The organism is Pseudomonas sp. EA_105y_Pfl2_R69, assembly GCF_963970915.1.
Taxonomy (GTDB): Bacteria; Pseudomonadota; Gammaproteobacteria; order Pseudomonadales; family Pseudomonadaceae; genus Aquipseudomonas.
The window spans coordinates 618,608-643,103 of record NZ_CAXAOO010000002.1 but is presented as its reverse complement, the minus strand read 5'-3'; the positions used below and the strand labels follow the sequence as shown (position 1 = coordinate 643,103).

At 63.7% G+C, this 24,496-nt stretch carries 21 protein-coding genes; 5 read left to right on the top strand and 16 right to left on the bottom strand.

The features are described from left to right. Positions 1-97: 97 nt before the first annotated feature. Positions 98-766, top strand: a complete 669-nt coding sequence (locus AACY13_RS08820) for a Bax inhibitor-1/YccA family protein (RefSeq protein WP_339460823.1) — start codon at positions 98-100, stop codon at positions 764-766. Positions 767-843: 77 nt separating this feature from the next. Here the strand turns inward: AACY13_RS08820 and AACY13_RS08815 are convergent, their stop codons facing one another. From AACY13_RS08815 to AACY13_RS08790, 6 genes are all read right to left on the bottom strand, one after another. Further along, positions 844-2,586 (bottom strand): ABC transporter substrate-binding protein, encoded by a 1,743-nt coding sequence (locus AACY13_RS08815; protein ID WP_339460822.1) that lies wholly within the window; start codon positions 2,584-2,586, stop codon positions 844-846. 82 nt (positions 2,587-2,668) lie between these two features. Continuing rightward, on the bottom strand, positions 2,669-2,941 hold the full coding sequence (locus AACY13_RS08810) for a DUF2160 domain-containing protein (RefSeq protein ID WP_339460820.1): 273 nt from the start codon (positions 2,939-2,941) through the stop codon (positions 2,669-2,671). Positions 2,942-2,952: 11 nt separating this feature from the next. Continuing rightward, positions 2,953-3,753: a carbohydrate ABC transporter permease gene (locus tag AACY13_RS08805; protein ID WP_339460818.1), complete on the bottom strand. Its 801-nt coding sequence runs from the start codon at positions 3,751-3,753 to the stop codon at positions 2,953-2,955. An 8-nt stretch (positions 3,754-3,761) separates the two neighbouring features. Beyond that, positions 3,762-4,625, bottom strand: coding sequence for a carbohydrate ABC transporter permease (locus AACY13_RS08800; RefSeq protein WP_325510128.1), 864 nt, complete (start codon positions 4,623-4,625; stop codon positions 3,762-3,764). After that, positions 4,622-5,734, bottom strand: a complete 1,113-nt coding sequence (locus AACY13_RS08795) for an ABC transporter ATP-binding protein (protein ID WP_339460816.1) — start codon at positions 5,732-5,734, stop codon at positions 4,622-4,624. The genes AACY13_RS08800 and AACY13_RS08795 overlap by 4 nt, the downstream gene beginning before the upstream one ends. Continuing rightward, the gene (locus tag AACY13_RS08790; RefSeq protein ID WP_339460814.1) at positions 5,734-6,828 is read right to left on the bottom strand and encodes an ABC transporter ATP-binding protein; all 1,095 of its coding nucleotides are present in this window, start codon (positions 6,826-6,828) and stop codon (positions 5,734-5,736) included. Before AACY13_RS08790 ends, AACY13_RS08795 begins: the two co-directional genes overlap by 1 nt. Positions 6,829-7,090: 262 nt before the next feature. On the opposite strand from AACY13_RS08790, the gene AACY13_RS08785 reads away from it, so the two are divergent. Further along, positions 7,091-8,953, top strand: a complete 1,863-nt coding sequence (locus AACY13_RS08785; protein WP_339460973.1) for a sigma-54-dependent Fis family transcriptional regulator — start codon at positions 7,091-7,093, stop codon at positions 8,951-8,953. Positions 8,954-8,961: 8 nt separating this feature from the next. On the opposite strand, the gene AACY13_RS08780 is transcribed toward AACY13_RS08785, so the two are convergent. From AACY13_RS08780 to AACY13_RS08750, 7 genes are read right to left on the bottom strand one after another with little or no spacing between them, the layout of a single operon-like run. Further along, the gene (locus tag AACY13_RS08780; protein ID WP_339460812.1) at positions 8,962-9,987 is read right to left on the bottom strand and encodes a diguanylate cyclase domain-containing protein; all 1,026 of its coding nucleotides are present in this window, start codon (positions 9,985-9,987) and stop codon (positions 8,962-8,964) included. Between the two features lie 44 nt (positions 9,988-10,031). Then, the gene (locus AACY13_RS08775; protein WP_339460810.1) at positions 10,032-11,042 is read right to left on the bottom strand and encodes a chemotaxis response regulator protein-glutamate methylesterase; all 1,011 of its coding nucleotides are present in this window, start codon (positions 11,040-11,042) and stop codon (positions 10,032-10,034) included. After that, a complete protein-coding gene (locus AACY13_RS08770) occupies positions 11,039-13,273 on the bottom strand; it encodes a hybrid sensor histidine kinase/response regulator (protein WP_339460808.1) in 2,235 nt (744 codons plus the stop codon). The genes AACY13_RS08775 and AACY13_RS08770 overlap by 4 nt, the downstream gene beginning before the upstream one ends. After that, entirely contained in the window at positions 13,270-13,962 is a 693-nt protein-coding gene (locus AACY13_RS08765) for a chemotaxis protein CheW (RefSeq protein ID WP_339460807.1), read from the bottom strand. The genes AACY13_RS08770 and AACY13_RS08765 overlap by 4 nt, the downstream gene beginning before the upstream one ends. Then, a complete protein-coding gene (locus AACY13_RS08760; protein WP_339460806.1) occupies positions 13,955-15,235 on the bottom strand; it encodes a CheR family methyltransferase in 1,281 nt (426 codons plus the stop codon). Before AACY13_RS08760 ends, AACY13_RS08765 begins: the two co-directional genes overlap by 8 nt. Then, on the bottom strand, positions 15,232-15,741 hold the full coding sequence (locus AACY13_RS08755) for a chemotaxis protein CheW (protein ID WP_339460971.1): 510 nt from the start codon (positions 15,739-15,741) through the stop codon (positions 15,232-15,234). The genes AACY13_RS08760 and AACY13_RS08755 overlap by 4 nt, the downstream gene beginning before the upstream one ends. Positions 15,742-15,781: 40 nt before the next feature. Next, positions 15,782-17,398, bottom strand: coding sequence for a methyl-accepting chemotaxis protein (locus AACY13_RS08750; protein WP_339460804.1), 1,617 nt, complete (start codon positions 17,396-17,398; stop codon positions 15,782-15,784). Between the two features lie 519 nt (positions 17,399-17,917). Here AACY13_RS08750 and AACY13_RS08745 point away from each other — a divergent pair. Next, positions 17,918-18,757: a polysaccharide deacetylase family protein gene (locus AACY13_RS08745; RefSeq protein WP_445262557.1), complete on the top strand. Its 840-nt coding sequence runs from the start codon at positions 17,918-17,920 to the stop codon at positions 18,755-18,757. On the opposite strand, the gene AACY13_RS08740 is transcribed toward AACY13_RS08745, so the two are convergent. The 3 genes from AACY13_RS08740 to AACY13_RS08730 all read right to left on the bottom strand — a co-directional run bounded on the left by AACY13_RS08740 (position 18,746) and on the right by AACY13_RS08730 (position 23,029). Next, positions 18,746-19,543: an alpha/beta hydrolase gene (locus AACY13_RS08740; protein ID WP_339460800.1), complete on the bottom strand. Its 798-nt coding sequence runs from the start codon at positions 19,541-19,543 to the stop codon at positions 18,746-18,748. The two genes, AACY13_RS08745 and AACY13_RS08740, sit on opposite strands and share 12 nt — an antisense overlap. A gap of 177 nt (positions 19,544-19,720) precedes the next feature. Continuing rightward, positions 19,721-21,103 carry a cysteine--tRNA ligase gene (gene cysS, locus AACY13_RS08735; protein WP_339460799.1) on the bottom strand — a complete coding sequence of 461 codons (1,383 nt, stop codon included), beginning with the start codon at positions 21,101-21,103 and terminating at the stop codon, positions 19,721-19,723. 261 nt (positions 21,104-21,364) lie between these two features. Beyond that, positions 21,365-23,029 carry a glutamine--tRNA ligase/YqeY domain fusion protein gene (locus tag AACY13_RS08730; protein WP_339460797.1) on the bottom strand — a complete coding sequence of 555 codons (1,665 nt, stop codon included), beginning with the start codon at positions 23,027-23,029 and terminating at the stop codon, positions 21,365-21,367. A gap of 243 nt (positions 23,030-23,272) precedes the next feature. Between AACY13_RS08730 and AACY13_RS08725 the strand changes: the two genes are divergently transcribed. Beyond that, the gene (locus AACY13_RS08725) at positions 23,273-23,767 is read left to right on the top strand and encodes a peptidylprolyl isomerase (protein WP_339460795.1); all 495 of its coding nucleotides are present in this window, start codon (positions 23,273-23,275) and stop codon (positions 23,765-23,767) included. Beyond that, on the top strand, positions 23,764-24,486 hold the full coding sequence (gene lpxH, locus AACY13_RS08720; protein WP_339460793.1) for a UDP-2,3-diacylglucosamine diphosphatase: 723 nt from the start codon (positions 23,764-23,766) through the stop codon (positions 24,484-24,486). The genes AACY13_RS08725 and lpxH overlap by 4 nt, the downstream gene beginning before the upstream one ends. Positions 24,487-24,496 lie beyond the last annotated feature (10 nt).

Genomic DNA, 24,496 nt, shown 5'->3' with positions numbered 1-24,496 from the left:
CACTGTCAAACTCTGCGTCTTGGCAGCCCGTGCGGCTCTGTTATGATCCCCTTCGACCTTGGTCACGGAACCATCTAGCCTCTACAGGAGTGTCGCCATGAACGATCACAATTATGCCCTCGACCATACGCAGGTCGAGCAGCAAGAAGTCAGCCGCGTCCTGCGCAACACTTATGGCTTGCTGGCCATCACCTTGGCCTTTAGCGGTCTGGTTGCCTTTATGGCGCAGCGCGCCAACCTGCCTTATCCGAATATCTTCGTGGTGCTGATCGGCTTCTACGGCCTGTTCTTCCTCACTGCCAAACTGCGCAACTCGCCTTGGGGCCTGGTATCCACCCTCGCCCTCACCGGCTTTATGGGTTACACCCTGGGCCCGATCCTCAATCGCTACCTGGGCACGGCCAATGGTGCCGAGGTCGTCAGTGCGGCCTTTACCATGACCGCCCTGGTGTTCTGCGGCCTGTCGGCCTATGTACTGACCACCCGCAAGGACATGAGCTTTCTCAGTGGCTTTATCACGGCCGGTTTCTTCGTCCTGATCGGTGCCATGCTGGCCGGTTTCTTCTTCGAGATCAGCGGCCTGCAACTGGCGATCAGCGCCGGTTTCGTGCTGTTTTCCTCGGCCTGCATCCTGTTCCAGACCAGCGCCATCATCCACGGCGGCGAGCGCAACTACATCATGGCGACCATCAGCCTGTATGTATCGATCTACAACCTGTTCGTCAGCCTGCTGCAGATCTTCGGCATCATGGGCGGCGACGATTGATCGCTTAACCAGTAAACAAAAAAGGCCGCTTAACTAAGCGGCCTTTTTTATTGGACATGTTGTATTGCGCGCGGCCCTCAGTTGCGCGCCTGCTCCCAGGATTTCAGCAGTTCGTTGTAGTTGATGGTTTCACCCTTGGGTTTCTCGTTGGCCAGTTTCGGCTTGGGTGCACCCGGCTGATCCAGCCAGTATTGCGGGTCTTTTGCCTCGTTCAGCTTGGGCCCGCACTCGCCCAGTACGCCGGCACGCTCCAGACGCCCGAGCATGGTGTCCTGGGCCGCGGCCAGGCCGTCCAGCGCCTCTTGCGGGGTTTTGTCGCCACTGGCTGCCTCGGCGATAAACTGCCACCACAGCTGGGCCAGACGCGGGTAGTCCGGCACGTTGGTGCCGGTGGGCGTCCACTGCACCCGCGCCGGGCTGCGGTAGAACTCCACCAGACCACCGAGCTTCGGCGCGGCGTCGGTCATGGCCTGGGAGTTGATATCCGACTCTCGAATCGGCGTCAGGCCGACCAGGGTCTTCTTCAGCGACACGGTCTTGGAGGTGACGAACTGGGCGTACAGCCAAGCCGCCAGGCGCTGCTTGTCCGGGGTGGATTTGAGGAAGGTCCAGGAACCGGCGTCCTGATAGCCCAGCTTCATGCCCTCCTCCCAGTACGGCCCCTTGGGCGACGGTGCCATGCGCCATTTCGGCGTGCCGTCTTCGTTGACCACCGGCAGGCCCGGCTTGGTCATGTCGGCGGTAAAAGCGGTGTACCAGAAGATCTGCTGGGCGATGCTGCCCTGGGCCGGTACCGGGCCGGATTCGGAGAAGGTCATGCCCTGGGCTTCCGGCGGCGCGTACTGGCGCATCCAGTCGACATACTTGGTGGTGGCATAGACCGCCGCCGGGCCATTGGTGTCGCCGCCGCGGGAAACGCTGGAACCCACCGGACGGCAACCGTCGACGCGGATACCCCACTCGTCCACCGGCAAGCCGTTGGGCAGGCCCTTGTCGCCGCCACCGGCCATGGAGAACCAGGCATCGGTGAAGCGCCAGCCCAGGGACGGGTCTTTCTTGCCGTAGTCCATATGGCCATAGACGCGCTGGCCGTCGATCTCCTTGACCTTCTCGGAGAAGAACTCGGCGATGTCTTCATAGGCCGACCAGTTGACCGGCACGCCCAGCTCGTAGCCGTAGATTTCCTTGAACTTGGCCTTGAGCTCCGGGCGCTCGAACCAGTCGGCGCGGAACCAGTAGAGGTTGGCGAACTGCTGGTCAGGCAGCTGGTAGAGCTTGCCGTCCGGCCCAGTGGTAAAGGACAGGCCGATAAAATCCTCGAGATCGAGGGTCGGCGAGGTGTAGTCCTTGCCGTCGCCGGCCATCATATCGGTCAGCGACACCGCCTTGCCGTAACGGAAGTGGGTGCCGATCAGGTCGGAGTCGTTGATATAACCGTCGTAGATGTTCTTGTCCGACTGCATCTGGGTCTGCAGTTTCTCCACCACATCGCCTTCCTGCATCAGGTCATGTTTGAGCTTGATCCCGGTGATTTCGCTGAAGGCCTTGGCCAGCACCTTGGACTCGTATTCGTGGGTGGCGATGGTTTCCGAGGCGACGCTGATGCTCATGCCGCGGAAGGGTTCAGCCGCCTTGATAAACCACTGCAGCTCGGCGAGCTGTTGCTCGGCGGTCAGGGTCGAGGGGCTGAACTCATCGGCAATCCACTTCTTGGCGGCCTCCTCGTAGGCGTCGGCCCAGGCTGCGCCGCTTAATCCAGACAATGTCAGCAGGGCAGCCAGCGCCATGCTATGTCGCGTTTTGTTGTTATTGTCGAACATAGAGACCTCCATCTCAGGGTTTGGGATGAGGCAAGCGGGTCATGGCCGCGCCAATCAGCTGGCGCGCCCAGGGCAGCCCGGCTTAACCCCAGCGCATCACTGCAAACAGCCAGAGCAGGGACAGCAGCGTGGCTATCCAGATACTCCAATCGGTCGTGCCCACCACCAGCAGGTGCAGGTAGGCGCTTCCCAGCAGACCGATAAACAACCGATCACCACGGGTGGTGCTGATCGGCAAGAAGCCTTTGCGCTCGACACAGGGCGAACGCAGTTCCCACACCGTCATGCCCGCGAGAATCGCGGCGATGCCGCCGAAAAACAGTGCGGTGGGCAGAGTCCAGGCCATCCAGTCCATCGTTTCTCTCCTTATACCCGGCCCAGGGCGAAGCCCTTGGCCACGTGGTTGCGCACGAACCAGATCACCAGCATGCCCGGCAGGATGGTCAACACCCCCGCCGCCGCCAGCACGCCCCAGTCGATACCCGAGGCCGAGACGGTACGGGTCATCACCGCAGCAATCGGCTTGGCATCCACCGAGGTCAGGGTGCGCGCCAGGAGCAGCTCGACCCAGGAAAACATGAAGCAGAAGAACGCGGTGACGCCGATGCCCGAACCGATCAGCGGGATAAAGATCTTCACGAAGAATTTCGGGAAGCTGTAGCCGTCGATATAGGCGGTTTCGTCGATTTCCTTCGGTACCCCGGACATAAAGCCTTCGAGAATCCACACCGCCAGCGGCACGTTGAACAGGCAGTGGGCCAGGGCCACGGCGATATGGGTGTCGAACAGACCGATCGAGGAATACAGCTGGAAGAACGGCAGCAGAAACACCGCCGGCGGTGCCATGCGGTTGGTCAGCAGCCAGAAGAACAGGTGCTTGTCGCCGAGAAAGCGGTAGCGCGAGAAGGCGTAGGCCGCCGGCAGCGCCACGCTCAGGGAGATCGCCGTATTGAGGCTGACGTAGTACAGCGAATTGAGGTAGCCCTCGTACCAGCTGGGATCGGTGAAGATCACCTTGTAGTTGGCCAGGGTGAAGTCATGGGGCCAGAGACTCAGGCCTCCGAGGATTTCGCCGTTGCTCTTGAACGACATGTTCAGCAGCCAGTAGATCGGCACCAGCAGGAACAGGATATACAGCCCCAGCACCACTTGTTTGCGTAGGTTCATGGTCGGCCTCAGCGGTTCTTATCGTTGTGGGTCATGGCGGTGTAGAACAGCCAGGACACCAGCAGGATGATCAGGAAATACACCAGGGAGAACGCCGCCGCAGGGCCCAGGTCGAACTGGCCGATGGCCATCTGGGTCAGGGTCTGACTGAGGAAGGTAGTGGCGTTACCCGGCCCGCCGCCAGTGAGCACAAAGGGCTCGGTGTAGATCATGAAGCTGTCCATAAACCGCAGCATCACCGCGATCAGCAGCACGCTTTTCAGCTTGGGCAGCTGGATATGGCGGAACACCGCCCAGCTTGAGGCGCGGTCGATCCGCGCCGCCTGGTAATACACATCGGGAATCGCCCGCAGCCCGGAATAGCACAGCAGCGCCACCAGTGAGGTCCAGTGCCAGACGTCCATGATCAGCACCGTGACCCAGGCGTCGCTGGTATTGGAGGCGTAGTTGTAACTGATACCCAGGCTGTTCAGGCTCCAACCAAGCAAGCCGATGTCGGCGCGGCCGAAGATTTGCCAGATGGTGCCGACCACGTTCCACGGAATCAGCAGCGGGATGGCCAGCACGATCAGCACCAGCGAGGCCATCCGGCCCTTGGTCGGCATGCACAGGGCGATGGCAATCCCCAAGGGGATCTCGATCAGCAGCACGCAGCCGGAGAAGATGAACTGGCGCAGCAGCGAGTCATGCAGGCGGGTGTCCTGCAGCACCTGCTTGTACCAGTCGACACCGACGAAATAGCGCGTGGAGTGGTCGAAGATGTCCTGCACCGAGTAATTGACCACCGTCATCATCGGCACGATGGCGCTGAACGCCACCAACAGAAACACCGGCAGCACCAGCCACCAGGCCTTGTTGTTCTGCACCTTCATGGCTGCACCTCCGGCGCTTGGGTCTCGACCAGAAAGTCGTCGGCGTAGAGCATCAGCCACTGCGCCGGAAAGCTCAGGTAAACGCGCTGCTGCGGCACCGGCTGGTCCTCCTGCAGGCGCACCTTGAGCAACTGGCCATCGAGTTTCAGGCTGAGAATCTTGTAGGTGCCCAGATCCTCCAGGTGCACTACGTCACCGCACAGGGCATCGTCGTTGGGGCCGTCCCAGATATGCACAAACTCCGGACGGATACCGACTTTCAGGCGTTGCCCACCCAGCTCGGCAATGCGCCGATTGAGCGCCGGCGACAGCGGCAGCACGGTGTCATTGAAGCGCACCCCCTCAGCGCAGGGCTGCACCTCGATCAGGTTCATTCCCGGGCTGCCGATAAAGTAGCCGACGAAGGTGTGGCTGGGCCGCTCGAACAGCTCGCGCGGGGTGCCGAACTGAACGATCTGGCCGCCGTACATCACCGCGATCTTGTCGGCGAAGGTCGAGGCCTCCAGCTGGTCGTGGGTGACGTAGACCATGGTGATATTGAACTGCTCGTGGATCTGCTTGAGCTTGCGCCGCAGCTTCCATTTCAGGTGCGGGTCGATTACCGTCAGCGGCTCGTCGAACAGGATCGCCGAGACATCATCGCGCACCAGACCGCGGCCCATGGAGACCTTCTGCTTCTCGTCGGCGGTGAGGTTGCGCGCCCGCTTGTGCAGCAGTGGGTGCAGTTCCAGCACCTCGGCGATTTCGTTGACCTTGGCCAGGACCTTCGCCTCGTTCATGCCCTGATTGCGCAGCGGAAAGGCCAGGTTGTCGAACACCGTCATGGTGTCGTAGACCACCGGAAACTGGAAAACCTGGGCGATATTGCGCTGCTCGGGGTGCAGCTGGTTAACCACCTTGCCGTCGAACTGCACCTCGCCATGGGAGGGGCTGAGCAGCCCGGAAATGATATTGAGCAGGGTCGACTTGCCGCAGCCGGACGGCCCCAGCAGAGCATAGGCACCGCCCTGCTGCCAGATGTGGTTCATCTCGCGGATGGCGTAATCGGCCGGGCCCTTGGGGTCGCGGCTGTAGCTGTGGGCCAGGTTGTGCAGACGGATCTCGGCCATCAGGCGGTCCTCCCTAAACGGCGGCTGGGGGCCTGGATCAGCTGGCCGTCGGCAGCGAAGACAAACAGTTTGTGGGTGGGGATATAGATAAGGATCGGCGTGTCCACGTCGTACTCGTGTACCCCGGGCAGGTGCAGCACCAGCACGAACTGCTCGTTGCGTACATGCAGAAAGGTTTCCGAGCCGCTGATTTCGGCCAGTTCGACGGTCACCGCCAGCTCCAGATCGTCGTCGTTGGACGGCACCAGGCCGATATGGCTGGGGCGCACACCGAAGCGGTACTCGCCCTCGGCGATGTTCTGCAGGTCCGGGTTGAGGGGGAAATGCACGGTATCGGCAAAGCTCACCTCGGTACCGCTGATCCGTCCCGGCATCAGGTTGATCGCAGGCTCCGAGAACAGCTCGGCGGCCAGCACCTGCTGCGGGCGGTGATAGACCTCGGCGGTCTTGCCGCTCTGCACCACCCGCCCTTCGTGCAGGATGGTGGTGGTACCGCCCAGGGCCAGGGCCTCGTTGGGTTCGGTGGTGGCGTAGATGGCGATGGTGTGGCGGGCGGCGAACAGCTCGCGCATCTCCTGGCGCAGCTCTTCGCGCAGCTTGTAGTCGAGGTTGACCAGGGGCTCGTCAAACAGAATCAGCGAGGCATCCTTGACCAGGGCCCGGGCCATGGCCGTGCGCTGCTGCTGGCCGCCGGACAACTCCAGCGGATGACGCTGGAGCAAGGCCTCGATACGCAGCATCTTCGCCGTAGCGTGGACCTTTTCCAGAATCTCGGCCTTGCTCACCCCGGCCTGACGCAGCGGCGAGGCGATGTTCTCGAACACCGTCAGGGTCGGGTAATTGATGAACTGCTGGTAAACCATCGACACGTTGCGCTGGCGCACCGAGACATGGGTCATGTCCGCGCCATTCATCAGGATGCGCCCGCTGCTGGGTTTGTCCAGGCCGGCCATCAAGCGCATCAGGCTGGTCTTGCCGGACAGGGTGCGGCCCAGCAACACGTTGAAGGAACCGGGTTCGAAGCTCAGGCAGGCATCGTCGATATGCAGCTGGTTATCGACGATACGCGTGACATGCTCCAGGGTAAGTGACATGGGCCGTCCTTTTTCTTGTTATCTCCATCTAACAAGGCGAGTTCCGTGCCAAACCCTGAAATAAAACGTCAAGCCATTGATTTACAACAAAATAATTAATAATTCTGAATCCCCGCGGCAGATCATTTGAACAATGTTGAACAGTGCACAGTGAACAACTGAACAGTCGCGGCGTTGACATTGAACAGTCATGAGCGACACTCAACCGACTTCGGCGCAGACCGAAACCCATAACAACAAGCACCACCCCGAGACCCTTGTGATGGCTGAAGCTGCCGCTGCCCTGCCCCACGACCGCATCATCCAGGACTCCTGGTCGCGCTGCCGCGACTTCGGCCTGACCCATCAGAGCACGCCCATCTTCAGCCGCCCCAGCCCCGGCGAAGTGTCGGCCCTGCTCGACAGCCAGCACGCCCTGGTGCAGACCACCCACAAGGAAGTGCTGCCCTACTACGGCAATATCCTGGCCAACTCCAACTGCCTGATCATGCTCGCCGACCATCAGGGCCAGGTACTGCAATCCTGGGGCGACCAGCGCTTTATCGAGCCCAGCCGCGCCCCCGGTTTCGTCGCCGGGGCCAGCTGGCTGGAGCGCCATACCGGCACCAACGCCATAGGCACCGCCCTGAGCTGCGGCCAGGCGGTGCACATCCAGCACGACGAACACTTCCTCAAGGCCAACCGTTTTATGACCGGTTCGGCCTCGCCGATCTTCGACGAGCAACGGCAGATGATTGCGGTGCTGGATGTCTCCAGCGACAGCTACCTGCCGCCGGCCCACACCCTGGGCATGGTCAAGATGATGAGCCAGTCGGTAGAGAACCGCCTGATTCTCAACCTGTTCCAGCAGCGCTACTTCCAACTCAGCTTCAACACCAGCCTGGACAACCTCGACAGCCCCTGGGCCGGGCTGCTGATCTTCGACGACCAGGGTCAGGTTGTGTCGGCCAACCGCCGCGCCGACAGCCTGCTGGGCGTGGGCCTGGCCCGAGTGAATATCGAGAGCCTGTTCGATGTGCCGCTGCAACACTTGCTCAACCAGCCCGAAGGCCAGCCGTTCAACCTGCGCGCCGGTGGCCGTTTCCGCTTCCACGCACTGGTCAAACGCCCGCAACAGCCCGCGCCGATCCAGGCCCGCGATTTCCGCCCAGCCGCCGAAGCCCGGCAGCCGGCCCAGGACAGCGGCTTTACCCTGGCCTCGATCAACCTCGGCGACCCGCGGGTGGACAAGGCCGTGCGCCAGGCCGAACGCCTGCTGGAAAAGGACATCCCGATCCTGGTCCACGGCGAAACCGGCGTCGGCAAAGAGGTGTTCGTCAAAGCCCTGCACCACGCCAGCTCGCGCGCCAAGCAGGCGCTGATCGCAGTCAACTGCGCGGCCATCCCAGCCGAACTGGTGGAATCCGAACTGTTCGGCTACGAGAAAGGTGCCTTCACCGGTGCTAACCAGAAAGGCAGTGTTGGCCTGATCCGCAAGGCGCACAAAGGCACCCTGTTTCTCGACGAAGTCGGCGACATGCCCCTGCGCGTACAGGCGCGCCTGCTACGCGTGTTGCAGGAACGCTGCGTACAGCCCCTGGGCAGCAGCGAACTGTACCCGGTGGATATCCGCCTGGTTTCGGCGACCAATCGACCGCTGCGCCAGGATGTGGAGGCCGGGTTGTTTCGCCAGGATCTGTACTACCGCATCAGCGGTCTCAACCTGGAACTGCCACCGCTGCGCCAGCGCACGGACAAGGCCGCCATGGTCCAGCGTATCTGGGACCATCAGCGCGAACCGCAACAATGGGCCGGGCTCAGCCCGGAGGTCATGGCCCTGTTCGAGCGTCACCCCTGGCCGGGCAACCTGCGCCAGTTAAGCAGCGTGCTGCAGATCGCCCTGGCCATGGCCGACGAGCAGCCAATCCGCGCCGAGCATCTGCCGGATGATTTCTTTGCCGATCTGCAGGGAAAGGATGAGGAACAAACGGCGAGTGGTCAGCCGGCGCTAGCGGCGCTTGCTGACAATGACCTGGCCCGCCAGCTACAAGCCTGTGGCGGCAATGTTTCGCACCTGGCCAAGCGGCTGGGGCTGAGCCGCAATACCCTCTATAAGCGGCTAAGGGAGCAAGGCCTGAGGCTGTAACGGGCACATCAGGCCGGCGGCACCGGCCGCTCCAGGGTCTTGACCCGGTTGCGGCCCTGATTCTTGGCGCAATAGAGGCCCTGGTCAGCCAGCTGAATCAACAGCTGCGGGGACTCGCCGGGCAGCGGTACCAGGGTCGCCCCGCCGAGGCTCAGGGTCATGATGGAGCCGTGCGAGGGGTAACTGTGGGTAATCCGCCGTGCCAGCATGGCTTCACGAATCTTCTCGGCCACCACCCGCGCCCCGGCGGCCGGGGTATTGGGCAGCAGCATGACGAATTCATCGCCACCGTAGCGGGCGGCCATATCGGCAGGCCGGGTGCAGTTCTCGCGCAGGGAGTTTGCCACCTGGCACAGCAGGTCGTCGCCGGCCAGGTGGCCCAGTTCGTCGTTGTAGGCCTTGAAAGAGTCGACATCGATAAATAACAACGATATCTGCGTCTGCTCGCGCTGGGCACGCAGCCACTCCATGGCGAGAAACTCATCGAAATGCCGGCGATTGGACAGGCCGGTCAGACCATCGGCGTTCATCAGGCGCTGCAGCATCAGGTTGGTGTCCATCAGGTGCTGCTGGCTCTCGCGCAGGGCCCGATAGGCTTCGTCGCGCTGCAACAGGGTCAGGTAGGAGCGCGAGTGGTAGCGGATCCGCGCGATCAGCTCGATGGCATCCGGCAGCTTGACTAGGTAGTCGTTGGCTCCGGCCGAAAAGGCGGCGCTCTTGACCCCGGGGTCGTCCTTGGTCGACAGGACAATGATGGGGATATCGCAGGTCGCCGGGTTGGCGCGGTACTGGCTGACCAGCGTCAGGCCATCCACCCCGGGCATGACCAGGTCCTGCAGGATCACCGTGGGCCTGATCTGCATCGCCTGAGTGACGGCCTCATGCGGATCGGAGCAGAAGTGGAAATCGATGTTTTCCTGGTCGGCCAGGCTGCGCCGCACGGCCTCGCCTATCATCGCCTGGTCATCGACCAGGAGGACCATTACGGCATTCTCATCGACTTTCAGCACGGACCTATCATGTGCAACGCTCATAAGTGAATCTCCCAATTACCCTTGGCTGTGACGACCTTCATCGCTCAGGCAAAAAAGCTCAGCAAACGCGGCGCAATCTCCTGCAAGGGCCGAATTTCGATGGCGGCGTCAAGCCCCACTGCCGCCTTGGGCATGCCGTAAACGGCGCTGCTCTGCTGATCCTGAGCGATGGTCAGAAAGCCCTGCTCGCGCATTTGTTTAAGCCCTCTGGCACCGTCACGGCCCATGCCGGTCAGCAGTACGCCAACCGCCTGACCGCGCCAGTGCGTGGCTACGCTCTCGAAGAATAGGTCGATGGACGGACGATAGGCAGAATAGCCGCTAGGCTCGACCGTATAGGCCAGCTGCCCATTGGCCAGCAGCCGCAGGTGCTGATCGGTGCCTGCCAACAGTGCCGTTCCCTGTTGCGGCGGCTCGCCATCGCGCGCCAGCCGCACCGGCACGCCGCAGCCCCGGTCCAGCCACTCGGCCATGCCGGCGGCAAATACCTTATCGACATGCTGAACCAGCACGATGGCCGCGGGAAAATCGCCCGGAATGTCATGCAACAGCTCCGCCAGCGCCGCCGGGCCACCCGCCGACGCGCCGATGGCGACCAAATTCTGCACCGCGCCACCGCTGGCTCGGCTCGGCGCGATGCAACCGGCGCGTTTATCGGCATGGCCGATCAGCCAGCCGATATTCTGAATCTTGCGTAACAGCGCTGCGCCGGCCTCACCAGCCCTGCCCGTGGCCAGGGTCGGGGTGTTGACCACATCCAGCGCGCCATGGCCCATGGCATCGAAGACCTGGCGCAGGTTGCGCTTGCTGTCGCCGGTCACCAGCAGAATCGCACAGGGGCTCTGCGCCATGATGCGGCGGGTCGCTTCGACGCCATCCATCACCGGCATCAGCAGATCCATCAGCAGCAGATCCGGCGTCTGCGCCGCGCAGCGGCGAACCGCCTCGGCACCATCGCCGGCGACCCAGAGGATCTGATGCTCGGGAGCGCAGGCCAGCGTCCGGCGCAACGCCTCCACCGCCAGCGGCATGTCGTTGACGATGGCGATCTTCATTGCGACCTGCCGATCAGCATCGCCACGGCCTCCAGCAATTCTTCGTCATGGAAACTGGCTTTGCCCAGGTAGTAATCGGCACCGGCCTCCAGACCGCGCCGGCGATCCTCTTCGCGGTCCTTGTAGGACACCACCATCACCGGCAGGGACTGCATCCGGTGGTCGCGACGCAGCAAGGTCACCAGTTCGATACCGTCCATGCGCGGCATGTCGATATCGGTGATCAACAGGTCGAAAGGCTCGGCGCGCAGCGCATTCCAGCCGTCCATGCCGTCCACCGCGACCGCCACCTCGTAGCCACCGTTGAGTAGCAGCTTGCGTTGCAGCTCGCGGACGGTGAGCGAGTCGTCGACCACCAGCACGCGCTTGCGCGCCACACCTTGCTCCTGCCCGCTGCGGTCGATGCGCTCCAGGCGACCGCTGCTGCGCAGGCGTTCGAGCGAGCGCTGTAGGTCCTCGACATTGAGAATCAGCACCGGCGCACCGTCGTCGAGCACGGCACCGGCGAGGACGTTCTGCACATTGCCCAGGCGCGGGTCGAGCGGCAGGACCACCAGGGTGCGTTCGCCGATGATGCGCTCGACGGCAACCCCGTAAAGGGCCTCGCCCAGACCTATCAGCACCACCGGGATCGTGGCCCGCGGTGTTCGCTCGACAGGGCACTGGAGCAGCTGACCGGCCGCCACCAGACCCACCGAGCGGCCCTCGTGGGTGAAATGCTGCTGCCCTTCGAGCTGCACGATGGCGGCCGGTTCCAGTTCGCTCATGCGCTCGATATGGGCCAAGGGAAAGGCATAGGCCTCGCCGCCGACTTCGACCACCAGGCTACGCACCACCGAGAGCGTCAGCGGCACTTCGAGCAGGAAGCGCATGCCGTGGCCACTGCGTTGCTGCAACTGAATGCCGCCGCGCAACTGGCGCAGCATATGCTGCACCGCGTCCAGCCCGACGCCGCGCCCGGACACCTCGGTCACCTGTTCGCGCAGGCTGAAGCCAGGCAGAAACAGAAAGCTCAGCAACTCATCCTCGCTCAATTGCGCGGCGGTTTCCTCACTGGCCAGCTGGCGCTGGACGATAGCCGCGCGCAGGCGCGACAGCGCCACCCCGGCACCATCGTCGGCGATCTCCAGAAGCAGGGAACCGGCCTGCTGGCGGGCCTTGATGCTGATCACCCCCTCGGCTGGCTTACCCGCCGCCAGCCGTTCGGCCGGGGCCTCGATACCGTGGTCGAGGGCATTGCGCAGCAGATGGATCAGGGGCGCGTCGAGCCGTTCCAGCACGTCGCGGTCAACTTGGGTCGCGTCCCCCTCGACCTGCAAGCGCACCTGCTTGTCCAGGCTGCGGGCGAGGTCGCGGATCATCCGCGCCTGGCCGCGCAGCACGTCGCTCAGCGGCCGCATGCGGCACGCCAGCGCGGTGTCGTAGAGCTGCTGGGCGCGCTGCGCGGCTTGCCAGGCGAACTCGTCCAAGGCACCGGCCTGCTGTTCGAACAACTGCCGGCACTCGCCGAGCAGGCGTCGGGCCTCAGTCAGGGTCGCCAGCACGGACGGGTCGGCAGCGCCATCGGTCAGGGCCTGTTGAGCGCTTTCGAGCATCCGCCCCAACTGCATCTGCATGCGTTTGCCGCGTTGCTGGGCCAGCAGTTGCGGTTTCAGTTGCTGGGCCTCGACCAGGGTCTTGCTGGACAGGTCGAGCAAATGGTCGAGGCGCTCGGCGGTCACCCGCAGCACCCGCTCGCCGCTTTCAGGCGGGCGATTCTCCGTGTGCGGCGGCGCGGTTATATCGGCGGGCGTGTCGGCTGGCAGCACGCTGGCCGGCGCTACAGCAGGCGGCGCGACCACCTGCGCGTCGCCCTGAGCGGTCAACTGGGCGATCAGGGCATCGATTTCCACCGGCGCGACCTGCACCTCGGGAGTGGCGATACGCAGCAGCAGGTCGCTGCCCAGCAGCAGGGCGTCGATATGCGCGGGGCTCAGTTGCAGCCGCCCTTCCTGGGCCTCGACCAGGCAATCCTCCATGGCATGGGCGACCCGCACACCGGCCTCGACCCCGACGATTCGCGCCGCCCCCTTGAGCGAATGGGCCGCGCGCATGCAGGCCTCCAGCTGATCGCTCAGGGTCGGATTGCGTTCGAGCAGCAACAGCCCGGCCGCGAGCACCTGGGTCTGCTCCTCGGCCTCCAGGCGGAACAGCTCCAGCATGGGCGCGTCGCGCATTTCCTCGGGCGTCATGCCAGGCTCCGTATCATGCTTTGCAGCAGTTGCGCCTCGTCCAGCAGGCGCAGGCTGCGCCCGCGCCACTGCAGCACGCCACGGCTGCACTTGGCGGCGTCCAGGCTATTGCCCCGCTCGGCTTCGGCGAGCAGCTCGAGGTCGAAGCCATGGATGCCGTCCACTTCGTCCACCGCAACCAGCAGATTGCCGCCGGGAGCCCCCAGCACCAGCATGCGCGGGGCCACCCGCACGCCTGCTGCCGCGGCTGGCACAGCGCCGACGTCGAGGCCGAGCAACTCGGCCAGCGACAGGCAGGTCAGCAGCGCGCCACGTACATTGGCGACCCCGAGCAAGGCGCGGCCACGGGGGTGCGGCAAGCTATGGATCGGCACCGGCACGGCCACCTCCACCAGAATCCGGGTCGCCAGGGCCAGCCACTCCTCGCCGAGGCGAAACACCAGCAACGAACGGGTCGCCTGCGCCGTGGCGGGCGCTTGCGCGTGTTCCGTATCGGCTTCGTCCTGCTGCAATGCGTAACGATCGAGCAGGCGGATGGCCGCCGCGGCATACAGCGCGCAGTTGCGGCAGTGAATATGTTCGATCAGCAGTGGGCAGGACTGGTCGCCGCGTACGCCGATGCGGTTCCAGCAGTCGTCGAGCGGCTGCGCATCCTCTGCCAGCGAATTCACCGGGATCGACTCAGACATTCTTGCCCACTCCTTGTGCGGCACGGACCCGCAGGCGGCCGGCGGCGGCCAGATCGCCCTGGGCGGCGAGCAAGGCGGCCAGGTGGCTCAGGGCTTCGGGGTGCTGCGGCTGCAAATACAGTGCCTTGCGGTAAAAGCCCTGGGCCTGGGTCGGCTGGCCACTGGCATCGCTGAGCAACCCCAGCCAGTAGAACACCTCGGCGCTCGGTCCCTGCTCGGCGAGCAAGCGCTCGCAGGCCTGCTGCGCCTGGGCGATATGGCCCTGATTGGCCAGGCTGGCGATGGCCTGCAGCTGCGCAGTGTCGTTCTCTGCGGCGGGCGGCGGCGCAAGGCTTGCCGCTGCCGGGTGCGCCTTATGCCTGGCCACCGTGCGGGGGCGGCCATCGACACTGCGTGCAGGCGGCGCGGGCGGCTGGCGCAGGGCCTTGGGCTGCGACGCCTGCGGCGCGCGCGCTGGCCGTTCGATGGGTAGCGAGGCGTCGGGGTAGCGGAAGGCGAATGCCTGGGGAGTTCCCAGCGTTTGCAGGCCCAGACGCGACGCCAGATTGGCCTCCGCCGGCCCAACAAAGATCACCCCGTCCTGCCGCATCAGGCGCTTGAACCCCGCCAGCACGGCTTCCTGGGTGGCCTGATCGAAGTAGATCAGCAGGTTACGGCACAGCACCAGATCATAGAGGGGCTGATTGGCCAGCAATGCCGGGTCGAGCAGGTTGCCACACTGGAAACGCACCTGTTGACGGACACTTTCATCCAGCGCGTAGCCGTCCTCGACCGCGCTGAAATAGCGCTCGCGATAACCCAGTTGCGCCCCGCGAAAGGAATTATTGCCGTAGCGCCCCTGTTGCGCCCGCTCGATCAGGCGCGGACTGACGTCCAGCGCGTCGACCTGGAACTGCGCCGCGGCAATGCCCGCGTCGAACAGCGCCATAACGATGGTGTAGGGTTCCTCCCCCGTCGCGCAGGGCAGGCTGAGGATGCGTAGCGCACGGCTGCCGGCCAGGCTCAACAGGCGCTGGCCGGCCAGTCGGGCGAGCAAGGCGAAGGACTCGGGATAGCGGAAGAAGCTGGTCTCGGGAACGATCACCGCTTCGATCAAGGCCTGGCGCTCCTTGGCCGAGTGCTGCAGCACCTGCCAGTAGGCGTCGGCATCGGCGGCGCACGCGCTGGCGATGCGCTGGCGCACCGCCCGTTCGATCACCGAAATCCCCACCGAGCCGACCTCCAGACCGATCTGCCTCTTGAGGAAGTCGACGAAGCGCTGCGCGCCGCTCATATCGAGCCCCCTTCCTGCGCAGCCACCTGGTCTCCCGGGAACAACAAAGCATGGGCCTCGGCAGGCAACAGCGCCTGCACCCGCACCCACTGCACCAGGCCTTGTGGCCCCTGGTACACCGGCCCGAGATAGGCTGCGCCCTGATTATCCAGGCCATAGTCGCGGAACTCGCTCGGCGCGCAGCGCAGGGTTTCGCCGGTCCGTTCGACCCGCAAACCGAGCAAATGGCTTGGTCCGTTATCGTCGCGACGGTAGTCCACCAGCACCAGGCGCGTGCTGGTGCGCCGCGCCGCAGGCTGGCCGGACAGCAGCGTGCTCAGGTCGAGCACCGGTACCAGGCTGCCGCGATGGCTGAAGATCCCGGCCACCCAGGCAGGAGACTGGGCAACCGGCTGCAAGCGCCGCGAAGGCAGCACTTCGGCCACCTCGCCAACCTCCAGGCCATAGCGCGCGCCAGCGCAACTGAACAGCAAAAAAAGCCTGTCCGCCGTGGCTGTGGTACCCATGCGTTGGTGATGTGCTGCAAGCACTGCGCGGCCTCCTCGTTCAGGTCTGGAAGCGGGACACTCCGCTACGCAGGCCGCTGGCCACCTGGCTCAACTCATCGATGGCGTTACTGGTCTGGCGCAGCGCTTCCACCGTCTGCCCGGTGGTCTCGGCCAATTGCTGCAGCGCCTGGTTGATCTGCTCGGCACCGCTGGCCTGGGCCTGCATGCCCTCGTTGACCATCGACAGACGCGGGGCCAGGGCCTGAGTCTGCTGGATGATCTGCGTCAGCTGTTCGCCGACCTGCTGCACCTCGGCCATGCCGCGCCGCACTTCCTCGGAGAATTTGTCCATGCCCATGACCCCGGCCGATACCGCGGACTGGATCTCGCGCACCATCTGCTCGATGTCGTAGGTGGCCACCGCGGTCTGGTCGGCCAGGCGGCGTACTTCGGAGGCCACCACGGAGAAACCGCGGCCATATTCACCGGCCTTCTCGGCCTCGATGGCGGCATTCAGCGAGAGCAGGTTGGTCTGGTCGGCGACCTTGACGATGGTGGTGACCACCTGGGTGATATTGCCGGCCTTCTCGCTGAGGGTCGCCAGCTTGGCGTTGATCTGCTCGGCGGCCCCGATCACCTGATGCATGGTGTCTTCCATGCGCGCCAGGCCCGTTTGCCCGGAATCCGCCAGGGCCGCGGCCTGATCGGCGGCGGACGCCACCTCGTCCATGGTACGCAGCAGATCGCGCGAGGTGGCGACTATCTCCCGCGAGGTCGCCCCTATCTCGGTGGTGGTGGCCGCCGTCTCGGTGGCGCTGGCCTGCTGCTGCTTGGAGGTGGCGGCGATCTCGGTGACCGAGGTGGTGACCGCAATCGATGAGCGCTGCGACTGCGTCACCAGTTCGAGCAGTGCCGTGGCCATGGCATTGAAACCGCTCTCGATCACCCCGAACTCGTCCCGCCGCGCCAGCACCAGGCGCGTATTGAGGTTACCGTCGCGCATCGCTGCTAGCGCCTCGACGATGTTTTGCACCGGGCCGAGGATCGCCCGCAGCAGCAGGTAACCGCAGACGCTCGCCGCGATCACCACCAGCAGCAATGCCACCAGCAGATTGGTTTCGGCCTCGGTCACGGCGGCGACGATGCCGGTGGCACCTTCGGTCACCGCCTGATTGTTTAGCTGCACCATCTGATCCAGCAGCGCCTCGCCCTGCATCCAGCTTGGATAGAGTTTCTCCTGCAGCAGCAGGCTCGCCTGTTGCTGCTGTTGCTGCTGATAGATCTGCAGCACCTCGCTCTGCAACCGGTTGTGCGCCTGCTGATGCGCCTGGTAGGTAGCAAACGCGGCTCGGTCGCGCTCGCTGAAGATGGTTTGTTCGTATTGCTCCATCAGCTCGCCGATCCGCTCATCGAGCTCGTGCAGTTGCTCGAGTTCTTGCGGGCTGACCAGCAGATCCCGGTCGAGCACCAAACGCTGCAGCGCCATAAAGTCCTGCAACGCGGCGTTGCGCAGCAGCGCGCTGTAATACAGGCCCGGCAAGGCGTCTTTCTGCATCTGCTGTTCGCGCCGTTCGATCTCGCGCATATCCTCGTAGGTCAGCCCCACCATCGCCAGCATGATGGCGATGATCACGGCGAAACTGGCGAGGAGGCGGCGACGAAGAGTCCAATTCATCTGATTGTTGCTCCCAAGGCTGATCGTTGCGGATGGCCCTGTTCAGGTATAGCAGCAAACCCTCCATACAGCAGCCGAGAGGCTATGCCTTAGCGGGCCCTTGAAAAACCACCTGTGTTGCCGATACGGCGCTGCAAACAGGCCCGACAGTGCTGGAGGCTGCTGCGAAACCCGCAGGAGCTGCCTTGGCGCGATGTTTTTCTCTTCAGCCGCGATTTGTCTCCTGCAAGGGTTGAGCAGGTCGGCAACAGCCAACTCAGACATAGCCCAGAAAAAAGGACCTATAAGCGTGCGGCGCTGTCGAAACCGTAGCTCCTGCTGTCCTGCATGGACCTCTGCGGCACAGTCAAGCCGCCGTTGCTGCCCCCCAAAACCCCGCAGGCTGCTGTACCCTGCGCCCCGGTCTTCACGAGTCAAAAGCAATCGATGAGTTTTCCACTGCGCCCCACCGCTGCCGCGTCACGAACATGGCCCGTGCTTCGCCTGTCCGGGCACAAATTACCCAGGTGGAGCTGGCCGATAGTGACTGTGGCCTTGCTGAGTGCCTGCACCAGCGCGCCGTCACAGCCGCCACGAGCCGATGTCGAGCCGATCCGCTTTCTCCTGAGCTTCGACGACGGTCCCAGCGCGAGCCTGGGAGACAACCCAACCCGGCAGATTCTCGATGCCCTGGACGACAACCCGATCCAGCCGGGGATCAAGGCGCTGTTCTTTGTCCAGACCCGCGCCATGGGGGCCGGCGGCAGCCTCCAGGGTCAGGCACTGTTGCGCCGCCAGCAGCGCGACGGCCACCTGCTGGGCTTTCACACCGCCACGCCCGGGCATGCCAACCACCGTTTCCTCAGTCCGGCCGAGCTGGAGCAATCGCTGAAAGATGGCGTAGCCGACCTTTCCGCCATCAGCGGTGCCGCACCGCGTCTGGTGCGCCCGCCCTTCTGGAACTACGACGAACGCACCTTCGCCGCCTACCAGGCCCATGGCCTGCGCCTGTTGCTGACCGACCTGAGCGCCAACGACGGCAAGACCTGGGGCATCAACGGCAGCCTGCGCCGGCGCAGCAACCTGCGCGAGCAACTGGCGCGGGCCGCCGAGCAGATCCATGCCGGGGCCCTGCCCGTGGTGGACGGGGTGATTCCGCTGGTGGTGACCTTCCACGACCTCAATCCCTACACCGCACGGCATATGCGCGAATACCTGCAGATCCTCCTGGATGTCGCCGACGATGTCGGCCTTGCCACACACACCAAGCCCTTCTATGACCAGCGCGCGCCCCTCGAGCGCGCCGCCCTCAGGCGCGCCCTGGGCGACCCGCTGCAGTACGCGCGCCTGCCGGGGGTATGGAACTGGTTATGGAACTGAGCCCGGGCACAACCCGCTCTCGATCAGGCGCAGATACTCCGGGCGCTGCGACAGGTCGTTGTGCCCCGCCGCCGGGATGACCGCGAGTCTCGCCACCCCGGGCTGGAAGTGGCCATACAGGGCATCGCTGCTGGCGCGGGGGATCACCTTATCCTCGGCGGCCAGGATCAGCAGCGTGGGCACCTCGATCTGCCGGGCGTACTTCCAGGACTCGAACTTGTCCCTGAGCAGCCATTGCACGGGGACATAGGGAAACTGCTGCCGGGCCAGCGCCTCGATACTCTCATAGGGGGTGATCAGCACCAGGCCCGCAGCCGGGCGCTGGCTGGCGAGCCGCACCGCCACCCCAGAGCCCAGGCTGCGCCCAACCAGCACGGTACAGGGGTGTTCGGCGTGGACCCGGTCGAACAGGGCCAGGGCATCGGCCAGAATCGCCGCCTCGGAGGGCGAACCGTCGCTGCCGCCATAGCCGCGGTAGTGCAACAGGTAGAGCGCATGGTCGGCAAAGGCCTGGGCGAATGGTGCCAGGTTGAGCGAAACATCCTCGGCGTTGCCGCCAAAGTAGATCAGGGCCTTGGGGCCTGCCAACGGCCGGGTGGACACCAGCACCTCGGTCTCCTCCGCGGGTAACCTGAGCAACAGAGCCGGGTCACTCACGGCGCGGGGCTGAGGGAAATAGATCAGCGCGCGCTGAAACAGCAGCAAGGCCAGGCAGAGCAGCAGGTACAAGGCCGCGGCCCAGGCCAGCAAGACCAACAGGCGGCGTGCCGGACGACTGAATTGCATTGCCCCTCCCTGAACCCGCTCGTTGCCGAACCACAGACTAGCGCAGTCCTATCCCCTGGCATGCCAGAACAGGAGCAGCCCTCCGACAAGTACATAGCTCAGGCCAGAAAAAATGCCGCCCACCGGGTAGATGAGCGGCATTTCTATGTGCCTAAGTTTGCCGTCGCGGGTGCCGACTTACTCGGCCAGACGCCAGGTGGTGCCGCCCTTGCCGTCCTCCAGCACCACGCCCATGGCGGTGAGCTGATCGCGGATGCGGTCGGATTCGCCCCAGTTCTTCTCGGCGCGAGCCTGCAGACGTGCGGCAATCAAGGCTTCAACCTCGGCAGCATCGACCTTGCCGGCAGCACCGGCCTGGAGGAACGCCTCGGGCTCAAGCTGCAGCACACCCAGCACATCGGCCAGCTCCTTCAACCGCGCCGCAAGGCCAGCAGCGGCCTGTAGATCAGTGTCACGCAGGCGATTGATTTCGCGGGCCAGCTCGAACAGCACGGCGCAGGCTTCCGGCGAGTTGAAATCGTCGTCCATGGCAGCGGCAAAACGCTCGACAAAGGCGTCGCCACCAGCCGGCGCGGCAGCCGGCAGGCCCTTGAGCGCGTTATAGAAGCGTTCCAGCGCGCCCTTGGCTTCGCGCAGGCTGTCTTCGGAGTAGTTGATCGGGCTGCGGTAGTGGCTGGACACCAGCAGGTAGCGCACCACCTCCGGGTGGTATTTCTCCAGCACTTCGCGAATGGTGAAGAAATTGCCCAGGGACTTGGACATCTTCTCGCCATCCACGCGCACCGCGCCGGCGTGCATCCAGGCGTTGGCGTAAAGCTTGCCGGTGGCCGCCTCGCTCTGCGCGATCTCGTTTTCATGGTGCGGGAACACCAGGTCCGGACCGCCGCCATGAATGTCGAAGGTCTCGCCCAGGCAGCAGGTCGACATCACTGAGCACTCGATATGCCAGCCCGGACGCCCCGCGCCCCAGGGCGACTGCCAGCTCGGCTCGCCGGGTTTGACGCCCTTCCACAGAACGAAGTCCAGCGGGTCCTGTTTAGCTTCATCGACCTCGATACGCGCGCCGATTTTCAGGTCTTCGATCTTCTTGCGCGACAGCTTGCCGTAGCCGACGAACTTGCCGACCCGGTAATACACGTCACCATTGCCCGGCGCGTAGGCGAAACCCTTGTCGATCAGGGTCTGGATCATCGCGTGCATGCCGGCGATATGCCCGGTGGCGCGCGGCTCCTGATCCGGACGCAGCACATTGAGGCGTGCCTCGTCTTCGTGCATGGCGGCGATCATGCGCTCTACCAGAGCCTCGAATGGCTCGCCGTTGTCATTGGCACGCTTGATGATCTTGTCGTCGATGTCGGTGATATTGCGTACGTAGGTCACCTCATAGCCGCGGTGGCGCAGCCAGCGGGTGACCACATCGAATGCCACCATCACCCGCGCATGACCGATATGACAGAAGTCGTAAACCGTCATGCCGCACACATACATGCGCACCTGGTTCCCCACCAGCGGTTTGAAAACGTCTTTGCTTTTGGTCAGCGTGTTGTAGATCGAGAGCATTGCAGTTCCTTGGAAACCACGGGCCGGCGCAGCGGCCCGGTTCTAATCAGAGCGCCTGGGCCTTAGAGCCTGTTTCGGATCTCGCGAGCTAGAGCGAGACAAGGCAAAAATGGCCGAGGAAGCGGAGTTTACTAGCTGTAAATGAGCATTACTCGTTTCACTCGCCCTTCGGGTCGCGCTGAAGCGCGTTAGCCGCAAGCGGCTTGCCGAGGCCATTTTTAACGCAGTATCGCCGACGCGCAGCAGATCCGAGACAGGTTCTTAAGCCCAGGAGTCGCGCAGGGTCACGGTACGGTTGAACACCGGCGCACCCGGCTTGCTGTCCTTGATATCGGCGCAGAAGTAACCCTCGCGCTCGAACTGGAAGCGCTCTTCCGGCAGCGCGTCGCCCAGCGATGGCTCGGCGCGACAGCCCTTGAGCACCACCAGCGACTCAGAATTGATGTTGTCGAGGAAGCTGCCGCCGTCCTCGTCCTTCTCCGGGTTGGCGGAGCGGAACAGGCGGTCGTACAGACGCACTTCGCACTCGACGCTTTCCGCCGCTGGCACCCAATGAATCACGCCCTTGACCTTGCGCCCTTCGGGGTTCTTGCCCAGGGTGTTTTCGTCGTAGCTGCAGCGCAGCTCGACGATATTGCCCTCGGCATCCTTGATCGCCTCATCGGCGCGAATCACGTAGCTGCCGCGCAGGCGCGCTTCGCCGCCGGGGATCAAGCGTTTGAAGCCGGCCGGCGGGACTTCTTCGAAGTCGCCCGCATCGATATAGATCTCGCGGGAAAACGGCAGTACACGCACGCCCATGTCCTGTTTCGGGTGGCGCGCCAGTTCCAGATTCTCGACCTGGTCTTGCGGGTAATTGGTAATCACCACCTTCAGCGGCTTCAACACGCACATGGCGCGGGCGGCGTTGGCATCGAGGTCCTCGCGGATGGCGAACTCGAGCATGCCGATATCCACCACGCCGCCGGCACGGTTGACCCCGACCATGTCGCAGAAGGTACGGATCGAGGCCGGGGTATAACCGCGGCGACGGTAACCGGAGAGGGTCGACATGCGCGGGTCGTCCCAGCCCTGTACGTGCTTCTCGTCGACCAGTTGCTTGAGCTTGCGCTTGCTGGTGATGGTGTAGTTCAGGTTCAGCCGGGCGAATTCGTACTGACGCGGTTGCGCCGGTACCGGCAGCTGGGCGAGGAACCACTCGTACAGTGGACGGTGGTCCTCGAACTCCAGGGTGCAGATCGAATGGGTGATGCCTTCGATGGCGTCGGACTGGCCATGGGTGAAGTCATAGCTGGGGTAGATGCACCACTTGTCGCCGGTCTGGTGGTGATGGGCGTGGCGAATGCGATAGAGGATCGGGTCGCGCAGGTTCATGTTCGGCGAAGCCATATCGATCTTGGCACGCAGGGCACGGGTGCCATCGGCAAACTCGCCAGCCTTCATCCGCGCGAACAGCTCGAGGTTCTCCTCCACCGAGCGCTCGCGGAACGGGCTGTTCTTGCCCGGTTCGGTCAGGTTGCCGCGGTACTCGCGCGCCTGCTCCGGCGACAGGTCGCAAACATAGGCCTTGCCGGCCTTGATCAGTTCGACGGCCCAGTCATGCAGCTGGTCGAAGTAGTTGGAGGCGTAGCGCTCCTCGCCGGCCCACTGGAAACCCAGCCACTGCACGTCGCTCTTGATCGCGTCGATGTATTCCTGGTCTTCCTTGGCCGGGTTGGTGTCGTCGAAACGCAGGTTGCACTCGCCGCCGAACTCCTGGGCCAGGCCGAAGTTCAGGCAGATCGACTTGGCGTGGCCGATATGCAGATAGCCATTGGGCTCCGGCGGAAAACGGGTGACGATCTTGGCGTGCTTGCCGCTGTCCAGATCGGCCTGGACGATGGGGCGCAGAAAGTTGGCGGCTTTTTCGACGGTAGGCTTGCTCATGATGTCCTTAACGGTTGCGTGGTGCGGCTTGACGGGCCGTTGATGAGCCGGCGGGCCGAAGCTCAGCGGATCGCAACAGGCACTCAGGGTAGGCCGACTAAAACAAAGCGCTTATCATAGCCGAAGCTGTCAACCCCCTGACAGGCCCAAGAACCGCTTCAGTGCCCTTTGCGTGCCGCTAATACAGCCTAAACAAAGGAAATTGAGCCGGCTCACGGTTTTATCGACAGAGCGACTACCTACATGATCAAGCTGCACACCAACCACGGCGTTATCACCCTGAATCTGTTCGACGACAAAGCCCCGGAAACCGTGGCTAACTTCAAGCAATACGTTCAGGAAGGCCATTACGACAACACGGTGTTCCACCGTGTGATCAGCAACTTCATGATCCAGGGCGGCGGTTTCGAGCCGGGCATGAAGCAGAAAACCACCCGCGCACCGATCAAGAACGAAGCCAACAACGGCGTCGCCAACAAGATCGGCACCGTGGCCATGGCCCGCACCATGGAGCCGCATTCGGCTTCCGCACAGTTCTTTATCAACGTGGGCGACAACAGCTTCCTCAACCACAGCGCGCCGACCGTACAGGGTTGGGGCTATGCGGTGTTCGGTGAAGTGGTTGAAGGCATGGACGTGGTCGAGAAGATCAAGGCCGTGGCCACCACCAGCAAATCCGGCCACCAGGATGTACCGGTTGATGACGTGATCATCGAGCGTGCCGAGATCGTTGAGTGATTCTACTGATCTCCGATCTACATCTTGAACAGGAGCGCCCGGACATCAGCCGGGCGTTTCTGCATTTCCTCGAAACCCGCGCGACCCAGGCCCAGGCGCTGTATATCCTCGGCGACTTCTTCGAAGTGTGGATCGGCGACGACGCCATCAGCCCCTTTCAACGCTCGATTGCCCAGGCCCTGCGCCAACTCAGCGACAGCGGCACGCGCATCTACCTGATGCATGGCAATCGCGACTTTCTCCTCGGCAAGGCCTTCTGCCAGGAAGCCGGCTGCCGCCTGCTGCCCGACCCCTGCGTGATCGAACTTAACGGCGAGCGCGTGCTGCTGATGCACGGCGACAGCCTGTGCACCCAGGATATTGGCTATATGAAGCTGCGCCGCTGGCTGCGCCACCCGGTTTCGCTGTTTATCCTGCGCAACCTGCCGCTGAGTACCCGGCAGAAACTGGCGCGCAAACTGCGTAATGAAAGCCGCACGCAAACCCGCATGAAGGCCAGCGATATAGTCGATGTCACCCCGGACGAGGTGCCGCGAGTCATGGCCGCCCATGGCGTACGCACGCTGATTCACGGCCATACCCACCGCCCGGCCACCCATCAGCTGCAAGTCAACGGCCAGGCAGCGCAACGCATCGTGCTCGGCGACTGGGATCGTCAGGGCTGGGCCCTGCAGGTGGATAAGCAAGGCTTTGTCCAGAAACCCTTCTCACTCAGCTAATCCCTCCGGC

Bases quoted from the DNA above. Each gene is read 5' to 3' on its own strand.
- AACY13_RS08820 (WP_339460823.1), top strand. From the start codon at position 98: ATGAACGATCACAATTATGCCCTCGACCATACGCAGGTCGAGCAGCAA.
- AACY13_RS08815 (WP_339460822.1), bottom strand. From the start codon at position 2,586: ATGTTCGACAATAACAACAAAACGCGACATAGCATGGCGCTGGCTGCC.
- AACY13_RS08810 (WP_339460820.1), bottom strand. From the start codon at position 2,941: ATGGACTGGATGGCCTGGACTCTGCCCACCGCACTGTTTTTCGGCGGC.
- AACY13_RS08805 (WP_339460818.1), bottom strand. From the start codon at position 3,753: ATGAACCTACGCAAACAAGTGGTGCTGGGGCTGTATATCCTGTTCCTG.
- AACY13_RS08800 (WP_325510128.1), bottom strand. From the start codon at position 4,625: ATGAAGGTGCAGAACAACAAGGCCTGGTGGCTGGTGCTGCCGGTGTTT.
- AACY13_RS08795 (WP_339460816.1), bottom strand. From the start codon at position 5,734: ATGGCCGAGATCCGTCTGCACAACCTGGCCCACAGCTACAGCCGCGAC.
- AACY13_RS08790 (WP_339460814.1), bottom strand. From the start codon at position 6,828: ATGTCACTTACCCTGGAGCATGTCACGCGTATCGTCGATAACCAGCTG.
- AACY13_RS08785 (WP_339460973.1), top strand. From the start codon at position 7,091: ATGGCTGAAGCTGCCGCTGCCCTGCCCCACGACCGCATCATCCAGGAC.
- AACY13_RS08780 (WP_339460812.1), bottom strand. From the start codon at position 9,987: ATGAGCGTTGCACATGATAGGTCCGTGCTGAAAGTCGATGAGAATGCC.
- AACY13_RS08775 (WP_339460810.1), bottom strand. From the start codon at position 11,042: ATGAAGATCGCCATCGTCAACGACATGCCGCTGGCGGTGGAGGCGTTG.
- AACY13_RS08770 (WP_339460808.1), bottom strand. From the start codon at position 13,273: ATGACGCCCGAGGAAATGCGCGACGCGCCCATGCTGGAGCTGTTCCGC.
- AACY13_RS08765 (WP_339460807.1), bottom strand. From the start codon at position 13,962: ATGTCTGAGTCGATCCCGGTGAATTCGCTGGCAGAGGATGCGCAGCCG.
- AACY13_RS08760 (WP_339460806.1), bottom strand. From the start codon at position 15,235: ATGAGCGGCGCGCAGCGCTTCGTCGACTTCCTCAAGAGGCAGATCGGT.
- AACY13_RS08755 (WP_339460971.1), bottom strand. From the start codon at position 15,741: ATGGGTACCACAGCCACGGCGGACAGGCTTTTTTTGCTGTTCAGTTGC.
- AACY13_RS08750 (WP_339460804.1), bottom strand. From the start codon at position 17,398: ATGAATTGGACTCTTCGTCGCCGCCTCCTCGCCAGTTTCGCCGTGATC.
- AACY13_RS08740 (WP_339460800.1), bottom strand. From the start codon at position 19,543: ATGCAATTCAGTCGTCCGGCACGCCGCCTGTTGGTCTTGCTGGCCTGG.
- cysS (WP_339460799.1), bottom strand. From the start codon at position 21,103: ATGCTCTCGATCTACAACACGCTGACCAAAAGCAAAGACGTTTTCAAA.
- AACY13_RS08730 (WP_339460797.1), bottom strand. From the start codon at position 23,029: ATGAGCAAGCCTACCGTCGAAAAAGCCGCCAACTTTCTGCGCCCCATC.
- AACY13_RS08725 (WP_339460795.1), top strand. From the start codon at position 23,273: ATGATCAAGCTGCACACCAACCACGGCGTTATCACCCTGAATCTGTTC.